At 41.4% G+C, this 13,797-nt stretch carries 9 protein-coding genes; all 9 read left to right on the top strand.

Annotated elements, in window-relative coordinates; genetic code table 11:
• Positions 1 to 134: 134 nt before the first annotated feature.
• The gene (locus tag ABVJ71_RS04075; protein WP_353856551.1) at positions 135 to 4,388 is read left to right on the top strand and encodes a PolC-type DNA polymerase III; all 4,254 of its coding nucleotides are present in this window, start codon (positions 135 to 137) and stop codon (positions 4,386 to 4,388) included.
• Between the two features lie 425 nt (positions 4,389 to 4,813).
• The gene (locus ABVJ71_RS04070; RefSeq protein WP_353855725.1) at positions 4,814 to 6,661 is read left to right on the top strand and encodes a glycoside hydrolase family 9 protein; all 1,848 of its coding nucleotides are present in this window, start codon (positions 4,814 to 4,816) and stop codon (positions 6,659 to 6,661) included.
• 33 nt (positions 6,662 to 6,694) lie between these two features.
• Positions 6,695 to 8,800, top strand: coding sequence for a glycoside hydrolase family 48 protein (locus tag ABVJ71_RS04065; protein WP_353855724.1), 2,106 nt, complete (start codon positions 6,695 to 6,697; stop codon positions 8,798 to 8,800).
• A 131-nt stretch (positions 8,801 to 8,931) separates the two neighbouring features.
• Positions 8,932 to 10,167 (top strand): endo-1,4-beta-xylanase, encoded by a 1,236-nt coding sequence (locus ABVJ71_RS04060; protein WP_353855723.1) that lies wholly within the window; start codon positions 8,932 to 8,934, stop codon positions 10,165 to 10,167.
• A 21-nt stretch (positions 10,168 to 10,188) separates the two neighbouring features.
• Positions 10,189 to 11,322, top strand: a complete 1,134-nt coding sequence (locus tag ABVJ71_RS04055) for a cellulase family glycosylhydrolase (RefSeq protein ID WP_353855722.1) — start codon at positions 10,189 to 10,191, stop codon at positions 11,320 to 11,322.
• A gap of 240 nt (positions 11,323 to 11,562) precedes the next feature.
• Positions 11,563 to 12,036, top strand: a complete 474-nt coding sequence (gene rimP, locus ABVJ71_RS04050; RefSeq protein WP_353855721.1) for a ribosome maturation factor RimP — start codon at positions 11,563 to 11,565, stop codon at positions 12,034 to 12,036.
• Positions 12,037 to 12,069: 33 nt separating this feature from the next.
• Positions 12,070 to 13,185 (top strand): transcription termination factor NusA, encoded by a 1,116-nt coding sequence (gene nusA, locus ABVJ71_RS04045; protein ID WP_353855720.1) that lies wholly within the window; start codon positions 12,070 to 12,072, stop codon positions 13,183 to 13,185.
• A gap of 15 nt (positions 13,186 to 13,200) precedes the next feature.
• Positions 13,201 to 13,491 (top strand): YlxR family protein, encoded by a 291-nt coding sequence (locus tag ABVJ71_RS04040; protein ID WP_353855719.1) that lies wholly within the window; start codon positions 13,201 to 13,203, stop codon positions 13,489 to 13,491.
• On the top strand, positions 13,478 to 13,780 hold the full coding sequence (locus ABVJ71_RS04035; protein WP_353855718.1) for a YlxQ family RNA-binding protein: 303 nt from the start codon (positions 13,478 to 13,480) through the stop codon (positions 13,778 to 13,780). The genes ABVJ71_RS04040 and ABVJ71_RS04035 overlap by 14 nt, the downstream gene beginning before the upstream one ends.
• The last annotated feature ends 17 nt before the right edge of the window (positions 13,781 to 13,797 follow it).

Below are 13,797 nucleotides of genomic sequence, written 5' to 3'. Positions count from 1 at the left end.
TTGAACAAAAAAATGAAGGTACCTCCTTGTAGAAAAGAGGTACCTTTCTGATTTACAAAAGGAGGGCCCCTGTCTTGGATGAACAATTACCGATCACCCGGCGACAATTTCATATACTACTCAATCAGATTCAAATGACAGATGATGACCTCAGTCGTTACTTTGAAGAAGGAGAAATCGTCAAATTGACGGTGCATAAGGCAACGAAAACGTGGCATTTCCTTTTTAAATTTAAGGCGCTCCTGCCTTATAAGATATATGCTATGTTCCTAAGCAGACTCACCAATGCATTTTCTCATATTGCACAAGTCACTTGTACGATTGAAGTCAATGATCCGCACATATCTGAAGAGCTTTTGCAATCGTATTGGTCACATTGTGTGGAAGAGCTTCAAGGCATTTCTCCCCCAATTATTCGTTTGCTCCAGCAGCAAAAGCCGACTTTATCTGGGCATAAATTAATCATTAAGACAAAAAGCGAAACAGAAGCTTTGGCCATTAAGAAGAAGTACAGCCCAATGCTCCAGTCTGCGTTTAAACAAGTTGGATTTCCAGAGCTGCAATTTGATACAGAAACATTCGTATCAGATCAAGAGATTCAGAAATTCAGAGAACAGAAGCTTGCTGAAGACAAAGAAAGAGCCATGCAAGCACTTACTGAAATGGAGAAGAAAGAAAATGAAGATCAGGAGGAAGCCCCATCCGGTCCTCTGATGATTGGTTATCCAATCAAAGAGAGTGAAGAAATTCGTACACTTGACAGTATTATGGACGAGGAAAGAAGAATTACAGTCCAAGGCTATGTATTTGATGCGGAAACAAGAGAGCTTAAAAGCGGCAGAACCCTTTGTATCTTTAAGATTACTGATTACACAAACAGTATTTTAATTAAAATGTTTGCTAGAGAAAAAGAAGATGCCCAGCTCATGAAATCCTTGAAAAAAGGAATGTGGGTAAAAGCAAGAGGAAGCATTCAAAACGATACATTTGTCAGAGATCTTGTCATGATTGCAAATGATGTGAATGAAATAAAACCTCAGCTAAAAGAAGACACCGCACCAGAGGGTGAAAAGCGCGTTGAGCTTCATTTACATTCACCGATGAGTCAGATGGATGCTGTCACAGGAATTGGGAAACTTGTGGAACAGGCGAAAAAATGGGGGCATGAAGCGATTGCGCTCACTGATCATGCCGTCGTTCAATCCTTTCCAGATGCGTATGCAGCAAGTAAAAAATATGGCATCAAAATGATATACGGAGTGGAAATCAATTTAGTCAATGATGGCGTACCGATTGCTTATAATCCTGAGCATCGTCTGTTAGAGGATTCGACTTTTGTTGTATTTGATGTAGAGACAACTGGACTTTCGGCTGTATATGATACGATCATTGAACTTGCAGCAGTGAAGATAAAAGGCGGGGAAATTATTGATCGCTTTGAGGCATTTGCCAATCCCCATCATCCATTATCTGCAACGACCATTGAATTAACTGGTATTACTGATGATATGGTAAGAGATGCACCAGATGTTGAGGAAGTTGTTCGAAATTTCAAAGAGTGGGTCGGTCAAGATATCCTTGTCGCTCACAATGCAAGCTTTGATATGGGCTTTTTAAATGCAGCGTATAAACGACTTTTAAAAACAGATAAAGCTTCGAATCCTGTCATCGATACACTTGAGCTTGGTCGATTCCTTTATCCAGAGTTTAAAAATCACCGGCTCAATACATTGTGTAAAAAGTTTGATATTGAACTGACGCAGCACCATCGCGCGATTTATGATGCAGAAGCGACAGGCTATCTTTTACTGCGGATGCTAAAAGATGCAGGTGAAAAAGAGATTGTCTATCATGATCAATTAAATGAAAACATGGGACAGTCTAATGCTTATCAGCGCTCACGTCCTTATCATGCGACACTTCTTGCGCAAAACGAGATAGGACTGAAGAATTTATTCAAACTTGTTTCACTCTCTCATATTGACTATTTTTATCGTGTGCCTCGTATACCGCGTTCACAGCTTGAGAAATATCGAGAAGGTCTGATTGTTGGATCAGCTTGCGATAAGGGTGAGGTTTTTGAAGGAATGATGCAAAAGTCGCCTGACGAGGTTGAAGACATTGCAGCATTTTATGACTATTTAGAAGTTCACCCGCCAGAAGTGTATCAGCATTTGTTGCAGCTAGAGCTCGTTCGGGACGAACGTGCATTAAAAGAAATAATCTCCAATATCGTCAAGCTTGGTGAGAAGCTAAATAAACCAGTGGTGGCGACAGGGAATGTGCACTACTTGCATCCAGAGGACAAAATTTATCGTAAAATCTTGATTTCATCACAAGGTGGGGCAAACCCGCTAAACCGTCACGAGCTGCCAAAGGTTCATTTCAGAACAACGGATGAAATGCTTGAAGCTTTCTCATTCTTAGGAGACGAGAAGGCAAAAGAGATCGTGGTCACGAATACGAAAAAAATATCTGATATGACCGAAAATATTAAGCCGATTAAAGACGATCTTTACACTCCAAAAATTGAAGGTGCAGATGAAGAAATACGGGCAATGAGCTATCAAAAGGCACGAAGTATTTACGGTGATGAACTTCCGAAAATTGTAGAAGACCGGATTGAGAAAGAATTAAAAAGTATTATCGGCCATGGCTTTGCCGTTATTTATTTAATTTCTCATAAGCTCGTAAAGAAATCACTGGATGATGGTTATCTCGTTGGATCAAGGGGATCTGTTGGTTCATCACTCGTTGCAACTTTAACTGAGATCACAGAAGTTAACCCACTTGCGCCACATTATGTATGTCCAAGTTGTAAGCATTCTGAATTCTTTAATGACGGTTCTGTTGGTTCAGGTTTTGACCTTCCTGACAAAAACTGTCCACAATGCGGTACGCTTTATCAAAAAGATGGACATGATATTCCATTTGAAACCTTCTTAGGTTTTAAAGGAGATAAAGTACCTGATATTGATTTGAACTTCTCAGGAGAATATCAGCCGCACGCTCATAACTATACAAAAGAACTGTTTGGTGAAGATTATGTATACCGTGCGGGCACAATCGGTACCGTAGCAGAGAAGACGGCATATGGTTACGTAAAAGGCTATGCCGGTGATCATAACCTCCATATGAGGGGGGCGGAAATAGACCGGCTCGTTCAAGGCTGTACAGGAGTGAAACGGACAACCGGTCAGCATCCGGGCGGTATTATCGTTGTGCCAGATTATATGGACATTTATGATTTCTCACCAATTCAATATCCAGCGGATGCAACAGGGGCGGATTGGAAAACGACGCATTTTGATTTCCATTCCATCCATGATAATCTGCTAAAGCTAGATATACTCGGGCACGATGATCCGACTGTTATCCGTATGCTCCAAGACTTAAGTGGGATTGATCCAAAGACCATTCCAACAGACGATCCAGAGGTCATGAAAATTTTCCAAGGGACAGAACCACTTGGTGTAACAGAAGAGCAGATTGGTTGTAAAACAGGTACACTCGGTATTCCTGAGTTTGGTACAAGGTTTGTTCGGCAAATGCTTGAGGATACGAAACCAACAACCTTTTCAGAGCTCGTTCAGATTTCTGGACTATCCCACGGGACAGACGTATGGCTTGGAAACGCACAAGAACTCATCCACAATAAGACGTGTGAACTGAGTGAGGTCATTGGATGTCGTGACGATATCATGGTATATCTGATCTATCAAGGTTTAGAGCCGTCATTAGCATTTAAAATCATGGAATCTGTTCGTAAAGGGAAGGGACTACCTCCTGAATGGGAAGAGGAAATGAAGAATCATAACGTCCCGAACTGGTATATTGATTCTTGTAAAAAAATCAAATACATGTTCCCTAAAGCTCACGCTGCTGCTTACGTACTCATGGCAGTCAGGATTGCTTATTTCAAGGTGCATCATGCTCTTCTTTACTACGCTGCATATTTTACCGTACGTGCTGATGACTTTGATATTGAAACAATGACAAAGGGATCGAATGCAATTCGAGCCGTGATGGAAGATATCAACTCTAAAGGTCTTGATGCATCACCGAAAGAGAAGAACCTGTTAACTGTATTAGAGCTCGCACTTGAAATGTGTGAGAGAGGCTATCATTTCAAGAAAGTCGATTTATATCGATCAAGTGCAACAGAGTTTATCATTGATGGAGATGGATTGATTCCACCATTCAACTCAATTCCAGGACTTGGAACGAACGTCGCCTTAAATATTGTACGTGCGCGACAAGATGGTGAATTCCTCTCCAAAGAAGATTTACAAAAACGTGGAAAAGTCTCTAAGACCATCCTTGAGTATTTGGATCGTCAAGGATGCCTAGAAGCACTTCCAGATCAAAACCAACTTTCTTTATTTTAATGTCGTTGATGAAGAACGCTCAAAAAAGAGCGTTCTTTTTTTGAATATAAACAATAATTTTATTATGTCAACTAAATATCGTTTTTACATCATTTGGAATAATTTTCTTTCGCTTTCATATATCTTGATTTATCGTGATGTTTTAAGAGTGGAGATTGTATGTCATTCTTTCTACCCAAATAGAGGAAAAAAGAGAATTTGATCGTCTGAAAGGTTCTGCTGCGACATATGCTCTTTCTGGATACAGTACATGTAAATTCATGAGAAGACCTGACGATGAGCGCAAAGCTGATTGCTGTTTACTATGCCTATTTTTGGTTTTCTTTGAAAATCATTACAAGCAGGCCATTAATGTTAGATAAAAGGGGGGTGATGCTTATTTTGATCAGTGTTTAACTAAAAATGAAAGGTGAGGATAAAGACAAATGTCGTCTTACAACTATGTAGAAGTTCTGCAAAAATCAATTTTGTTTTATGAAGCACAGCGATCTGGAAAACTTCCAGAAAGCAATCGTCTCAATTGGCGAGGAGATTCTGGATTAGATGATGGAAAGGATGTCGGTCATGATTTAACAGGAGGCTGGTATGATGCCGGCGATCATGTGAAGTTTGGGCTTCCGATGGCATACTCTGCAACAGTGCTTGCATGGACAGTGTATGAGTATCGAGAAGCATATGAACAGGCAGAGCTGCTTGATGACATCTTAGACCAAATCAAATGGGCAACTGATTATTTTCTAAAAGCACATACGGCTCCGAACGAATTCTGGGCGCAAGTAGGTGATGGGCACGTCGATCATAGCTGGTGGGGACCGGCTGAAGTAATGCCAATGAGTCGACCAGCTTTTAAAATTGACGAGAATTGTCCGGGAACAGAAGTAGCAGCACAAACCGCCGCAGCATTAGCGGCAGGTTCTATCATTTTTAAACAGACTGATTCGTCATACGCAGCAGAGCTTCTTAAACATGCCAAACAGCTTTATGCATTTGCTGATCAATATCGCGGCAAGTATACAGATTGTGTGACAAATGCACAATCTTTTTACAACTCTTGGAGCGGCTATATTGATGAACTCATTTGGGGAGGTATATGGCTGTATTTGGCGACAAATGATCAGTCATATTTAGATCAAGCACTAAAGGCAGTAGACGAATGGCCAAAGGATTGGGATTATACGTTTACCATGTCATGGGATAACACCTTTTTTGCTTCACAAATCTTACTCGCAAGAATAACGAAAGAGCAAAGATTTATTGAATCGACTGAGCGTAATCTAGATTATTGGTCAACGGGTCTTGTGCGAAACGGAACAACAGAAAGAATGACGTATACTCCTGGCGGGCTTGCATGGCTTGAACAATGGGGATCGCTTCGCTATGCTGCAAATGCCGCATTTCTTGCCTTTGTGTATGCTGATTGGATAACTGATCAAGAAAAAAAAGATCAATATCAGTCGTTTGCCATCAGGCAAACTCATTACATGCTAGGAGACAATCCACAAAAAAGGAGCTATGTTGTTGGTTTTGGGCAAAATCCACCTGTTCATCCCCATCACCGAACTGCACATGGCTCGTGGTCCAATCAGCTGACAAATCCTTCAAAACACAGACACACGTTGTACGGAGCACTTGTTGGAGGCCCAGATGTGCAAGATCAATATGCGGATGACATCTCTGACTATGTGTCAAACGAGGTGGCGACTGACTATAATGCCGCTTTTACTGGAAATATAGCCAAAATGGTGCAGTTATTTGGGAAGGGGCAATCAAAGTTACCAAACTTCCCACCGCAAGAGCCGGCAGAGGATGAGTTTTATGTAGAGGCTGCGGTGGTGAGGAATGATACAACTGCGACCGAGATTAAAGCCATACTATACAATCGCTCGGGCTGGCCGGCAAGAAGTAGTAAGGCACTCTCTTTTAGATATTACGTCAATCTTAGCGAGGTTTTTGCTAAAGGGTACACCGAGAAACATATTCAGATCACAGCATCCTACAATGAAGGCGCTTCCTTATCTCCGTTAACGGTGTATGACGCATCATCTCATCTTTATTTTACAGAAATCGATTTCACAGGCGTCGTCCTTTTTCCTGGAGGCGAGTCTGAGCATAAAAAGGAAGTACAATTTCGATTATCGGTTCCAAATGATGCAAATGTATGGGATGCCTCAAATGATTATTCCTTTCAAGGATTAACATCCAACATACAAAAAACAACGAAAATTCCTGTCTTTGACCGTGGAGTGATAGTGTTTGGCTCGCTTCCGAGCTGAGAAATTCTAAATAAGTGTTGGAGGATAAGATAAATGACAAACAAAGAACGATTTTTAACGCTTTATCAGCAATTGAAAAATGAGACAAATGGTTATTTTTCACCAGAGGGGATTCCATATCACTCAATTGAAACGTTAATGTGTGAGGCACCTGATTACGGGCATATGACCACCTCTGAAGCATATAGTTATTGGCTATGGCTTGAAGCTTTATATGGACATTACACAGGGGATTGGAGCAAATTAGAAGATGCGTGGGATAATATGGAGAAATTTATCATTCCAGTGAATGAAGATGGAAATGACGAACAGCCTCATATCAGCTCTTACAATCCTTCTAGTCCTGCAACATATGCTTCAGAGTATCCTTATCCGGATCAATACCCTAGTCAACTGAGCGGTGCACGTTCCGCTGGTCAAGATCCACTGGATGCTGAGCTTAAACAAACGTACGGTACGAATGAGACGTATTTAATGCATTGGCTCCTTGATGTAGACAATTGGTATGAGTATGGAAATTTACTCAATCCATCCCACACTGCCACATATGTAAACACGTTTCAGCGTGGTCCGCAGGAATCTGTATGGGAGGCAATCCCTCATCCATCGCAAGATGATCAATCGTTTGGCAAACCAAATGAAGGTTTTATGAGTTTGTTTACAAAAGAAAATCAAGCACCAGCTCCCCAGTGGCGCTATACAAATGCAACAGACGCTGATGCACGCGCTGTTCAAGTGATGTATTGGGCGAAGGAGCTAGGCTATAATCGTTCAGCTTATCTCAATAAAGCGAAAAAAATGGGTGATTTTCTCCGTTATGGCATGTACGATAAATACTTTCAAGCAATCGGAAGTGCAAAGCAGGGGAATCCATCACCTGGAAATGGAAAGAGCGCCTGTCACTACTTAATGGCATGGTATACCGCATGGGGCGGAGGGCTTGGAGAGTATGCGAATTGGGCATGGCGCATCGGTGCAAGTCATTGCCACCAAGGTTATCAAAATCCAGTCGCAGCTTATGCTTTATCAACAGATCAAGGAGGCTTAAAACCAGCATCTGCTACTGGCGCAAGCGATTGGGAAAAATCATTAAAGAGACAGCTTGAATTTTATGTATGGCTTCAATCAAGGGAAGGAGCCATTGCAGGAGGCGCAACCAATAGCTGGAATGGAGACTATAGTGCTTATCCTGCAGGAAGAAGCACATTTTACGACATGGCCTATGAAGAGGCACCTGTTTATCTAGATCCCCCATCTAATAATTGGTTTGGGATGCAAGTGTGGCCGATGGAGCGCGTGGCAGAATTGTATTACATTTTATCAAAAGATGGAGACAAAACGTCTGAAAATTTCCAAATGGCCAAATCTTCAATTTCTAAATGGATCAATTATTCATTAGATTACATTTTTATCAATAAACGCCCAAATACAGATCAAGAGGGTTATTTTTTGGATGCTGAGGGGCAAAGAATTTTAGGAGGAACGAATGTTGCAGTTGCTACAACGAGTGCGCCAGGGGAATTTTGGGTTCCTGGAAATATAGAATGGAACGGGCAGCCTGACACTTGGAATGGTTTCCAGTCTGCAACAGGCAATCCAAATCTAACGGCTGTAACAAAAGATCCTAGTCAAGATACTGGAGTGCTTGGGAGTTTGATTAAGGCTCTCACATTCTTTGCTGCTGGCACAAAGGAAGAGACAGGAAGCTATACATCCCTTGGCACTAAAGCAAAAGATGTAGCCGCACAACTCCTTGAGGTTGCGTGGAATTACAACGATGGTATTGGCATTGTCACACCAGAAGAAAGAGAAGATTATCATCGTTTCTTTAAGAAAGAAGTGTATTTTCCAAATGGATGGAGCGGAACATTTGGTCAAGGGAATCAAATCCCAGGAACAAACACCCGCCCGTCTGATCCGCAGCGTGGAGGCAATGGAGTCTATGCGAGTTTTGCAGATATTCGTCCAAAAATTAAGCAAGATCCAGCTTGGTCTGCGCTCCAGAGCAAGTATCAATCATCATTCAATGAATCAACGGGGAAATGGGAAAATGGAACCCCTGTTTTCACCTACCATCGCTTCTGGTCGCAGGTCGATATGGCAACAGCCTATGCAGAGTATCATCGGTTGATCAGCTAGTAGATGAAGAATTAAGCTGCCGGCTTTTCTTGCCGGCAGTCTTAAAATAATGTTAAAGAACGTTGCCGCTTTTAATTTGAATGTTTCCTAAAAGGTACTCAAATCGAAATGAAAGTGACGGTGATTTCATCATGGTAAAAGAGAGAAGTTTTATTCACCAACAATTGAATTTTGAAAAGGTAAACTCACTCAATCAAGGGAATCAAAGCTGGAGAAGCGAGGCGGATGATCGGATCTTACGACATAGACAAAGAGAGCTTGTTGTAAACGTAACAAATGGTGAAAAGAAGCCATTAGCAGGCGTAGAGGTTGAAATAAAACAAATTCGACATGAGTTTGCTTTTGGATCAGCAATGAATGATCAAGTGTTATTTAATCAAACCTATGCGGATTTTTTTGTCCAGCATTTTAATTGGGCTGTCTTTGAAAATGAGGCGAAATGGTATGCAAATGAGCCAGAAAGAGGAAAAATCACTTACGAAAAGGCAGATGCAATGCTTAGCTTTGCTGAAAGACACAACCTGCCTGTTAGAGGGCATGCTCTGTTTTGGGAGGTAGAAGATGCTAATCCTAGCTGGCTTAGATCATTGCCGAATAACGAAGTGTATGAAGCAACAAAGAGGCGGCTTGAGCATGCGGCCAATCATTTTAAAGGAAAGTTTCGTCACTGGGATGTGAACAACGAAATGATGCATGGTTCGTTTTTTAAAGACCGCTTTGGGAAAAATATTTGGAAGTGGATGTTTGAAGAAACGAAAAAAATTGACCCGCAGGCGCTATTATTTGTGAATGATTATAATGTGATCTCTTATGGGGAACATCAGGCTTATAAAGCCCACATTAATGAGCTTCGGCAGTTAGGGGCGCCAGTTCAAGCAATTGGTGTGCAAGGTCATTTTGGTGAGATGGTGGACCCGGTTGTTGTAAAAGAGAGACTGGATGTGCTCGCTGAGCTCGGTCTCCCCATTTGGGTCACAGAGTATGATTCTGTTCACCCAGACGCCAATAGAAGAGCGGATAACTTAGAAGCTCTATATCGCGTCGCATTCAGCCATCCGGCAGTAAAAGGTGTGTTAATGTGGGGCTTTTGGGCAGGTGCTCACTGGCGAGGGGAAAACGCTGCAATCGTTAATTATGATTGGACTCTGAATGAGGCAGGAATCCGTTATGAAAGACTTCTGAATGAGTGGACGACACAAAGAGTTGAAAAAACAGATGGTACTGGTAAAGTCATATGTCCAGCATTTCACGGGACATATGAGATTCGAATTCTCCAAGAAAGTCAGCTATTAAAGCACAAGACGATTGAACTTGACTCAAGTGAAAAAACACCGCTTCAATTAGATTTTATCGTCCCTACAGAATGATAGATTGTGAGGAGAGTTTGAATGAAAAGATGGTTTAAAATGGTGCAGTGTTTCTTACTGGTACTTGCAGTGTGGACTGTTTGTCTTCCTGTCACCGTAAAGGCGGCTTCTTCGTTTGTCCAAACTTCCGGTACACAATTCGTTTTGAACAATCAGCCATTTTACTTTGCCGGCACAAACAACTATTATTTCCATTACAAATCAAAAAAGATGGTAGATGCTGTTTTTGATGATATGAAAGCAATGAATCTAAAAGTCGTTCGTATTTGGGGGTTTCATGACGGTACACCTCAGGAGAATTCAGTCTTGCAATCTAGTCCAGGGGTTTATGAAGAATCTGGCTTTCGCAAACTGGATTATGCGATTCATAAAGCAGGACAGGAAGGAATAAAGCTTGTCATTCCGCTTGTCAACAACTGGGATGATTTTGGCGGAATGAATCAATATGTCAAGTGGTTTCAGGCAGGCACACATGATAACTTTTATACAGATGATCAAATCAAGCAAGCCTATAAAAATTATGTCCGCTATGTATTAGAGAGAACCAATACGTATACAGGTGTTCAATATAAAAATGATCCTGCCATTATGACATGGGAGCTTGCCAATGAGCCCCGAGTGCAGTCTGATCCTACAGGCGATATATTAGTAAACTGGGCAAATGAAATGAGCTCATTTATCAATTCAATTGATCGACATCATCTCGTGGCAGTAGGAGATGAAGGTTTCTTTCACATTGAAGGACATGAAGATTGGTTTTATCGGGGAGGAGAAGGCGTTGACTGGGACCGTCTGACCGCCCTTCCGAATATTGATTATGGAACCTATCACTTGTACCCAGATCATTGGAACAAATCAGCCGCTTGGGGAGTGAAATGGATTGAAGATCATATCACTCGGGGGAAGGCGATAGGAAAACCTGTGGTGTTAGAAGAGTTTGGCTATCAAAATCATTCAGATCGTAATGAGGTATACCGAAGCTGGCTAGCGACCGTTGACCGACTCGGAGGTGCAGGCAGTCAATTCTGGCTTTTAACAAGCATTCAAGATGATGACACGCTCTATCCGGATTATGACGGATTCCGAATCATAAAGCAGAGTTCAACGGCGTCACTTATCAGTGAACATGCAAAAAGAATGAACGAAAAGAACTGATGATAAATGCTCGTTTATAAGGAACTTCATTTGCATAAAAAAAATGGATATGGTATAGTTTTTATGGAAATGCTAACGATTACCGAGACAAGAGTGGGGAAACCCGCTCTTTTGTATTGATCAGGCAATTTTTGTCTCGACATTATTCATCCGTTTTCTGCTCCCCCTGCTCACATAAAGCAGGGTTTTTATGCAGAATGATTGATAAGAGCGTTTATCGAAAGCACAAGGAGGAAGAGAATGAGCAAAAAAGTAGTGGAGATCGTAAGCGAAATGGTGCAGCCAATTTTAGATGGCTTACAGCTTGAACTCGTTGATACTGAATTTGTCAAAGAGGGTCAAAACTGGTTCCTTCGCGTATTTATTGACTCTGACAAAGGCGTCGATATCGAAGAGTGTGCCAAAGTGAGCGAAGCCTTGAGCGAAAAGCTTGATGAGGCAGATCCGATTAGCCAAAACTACTTTCTTGAAGTGTCCTCTCCTGGAGCGGAGCGCCCATTAAAGAAAAAAGCTGATTTTGAAAAAGCACTTAGAAAAAATGTTTTCATTAAAACATACGAACCAATTGATGGTGAAAAAGCATTTGAAGGTGAGCTTACAAGCTTTGATGGTGAGATGGCAACAGTGACAGTGAAGATCAAGACAAGAAAGAAAGAGATCAATATTCCATACGAAAAAATTGCTAACGCGAGATTAGCAGTTTCGTTCAATTAACCTTTTAATTGATATAAGGGGGAAACCATAAAAATGAGTAGTGAGTTGTTAGATGCCCTGACTGTTCTAGAGAAAGAGAAGGGTATTAGTAAAGAAATTATTATTGAAGCGATTGAAGCTGCACTCATTTCTGCATACAAACGTAACTTTAATCAAGCGCAAAACGTTCGCGTTGATTTGAACCGTGAAACTGGAACAATCCGCGTATTTGCAAGAAAAGATGTTGTAGATGAAGTGTATGATTCTCGCCTTGAAATCTCTGTAGATGATGCAGTCAGCATCAATCCGAATTACATGGTGGGGGACGTCGTTGAAATTGAAGTCACGCCAAAAGATTTTGGGCGCATTGCAGCTCAGACAGCGAAACAAGTTGTCACGCAGCGAGTAAGAGAAGCTGAGCGCGGTGTGATTTACACAGAGTTCATTGATCGTGAGGAAGACATTATGACGGGAATCGTTCAGCGAATTGACAGTAAATTTATTTACGTGTCACTTGGCAAAATCGAAGCCCTTCTTCCTGTCAATGAACAAATGCCAAATGAAGACTACAAACCACATGACCGCATCAAAGTGTTCATCACAAAAGTAGAGAAAACGACAAAAGGACCACAAATTTATGTGTCTAGAACACATCCAGGTCTTTTAAAGCGCTTATTTGAAATTGAAGTGCCAGAAATTTATGATGGTACTGTAGAACTTAAATCAGTGGCTAGAGAAGCTGGAGATCGTTCTAAAATCTCTGTTCGTACAGATGATCCTGATATCGATCCAGTCGGTTCTTGTGTTGGACCAAAAGGTCAGCGTGTACAAGCAATTGTCAATGAACTAAAAGGCGAAAAAATCGACATTGTTCATTGGTCAAATGATCCAGTTGAATTTGTTGCCAATGCCTTAAGTCCATCAAAAGTGCTTGATGTCATTGTCAATGAAGAAGATAAGTCCACTACAGTGATTGTACCAGACTATCAGCTATCATTAGCGATTGGAAAAAGAGGTCAGAATGCGCGTCTGGCAGCGAAGCTGACTAGCTGGAAGATTGACATTAAAAGCGAAACAGATGCAAGAGAACTCGGTATTTTTCCAAGAACTGAGGACTCTGAATCTCTTTTCTTAGAAGCTGAACCACAAGCTGAGGAATCTGACGAATAAGAGGTGATATAAAAGGTGAAAAGCCGAAAAAAAATCCCGCTTAGAAAATGCGTCGTGACGGGAGAAATGAAACCTAAGAAAGAGCTAATCCGCATTGTCCGCTCTAAAGAAGGAGAAGTGTCTGTCGACGAAACCGGAAAAAAGAACGGCCGCGGAGCTTACCTATCTCTCGATAAAGAAATTATTCTTGCGGCAAAGAATAAACGCAGTTTACAGCAGCAGTTTCAGACACAGATTGACGAACAAATATTTGAAGAATTACTAGAACTAGCTGAAAAGGGAAAAAATCCAAATGACAGAATCTAAATGGTATCCTTTGCTTGGTCTAGCAAATCGAGCTCGTAAAGTCGTGTCAGGAGAAGATCTAGTGATCAAAGAAATTAGACATGCGCGTGCAAAGCTGGTTCTTCTTGCAGCAGATGCCTCTCGAAATACAGAGAAAAAGGTATCTGACAAATGCAAATTTTATAATGTTCCGGTTAGAAAAGTTGAAGACCGTTCCGTACTTGGACGTTCTATTGGGAAGGAAGCTCGCGTAGTTGTCGCTGTCACTGACCAAGGCTTCGCAAAGAAGCTCATAAGCTTGCTCGATTAATTTATTTGGGGGTGAAC

Source organism: Bacillus sp. Bos-x628, from assembly GCF_040500475.1.
Taxonomy (GTDB): domain Bacteria; phylum Bacillota; class Bacilli; order Bacillales; family Bacillaceae; genus Bacillus; species Bacillus maqinnsis.
Note: the sequence above shows the minus strand (reverse complement) of the source record. Positions and strands in the feature narration are given on the sequence as shown.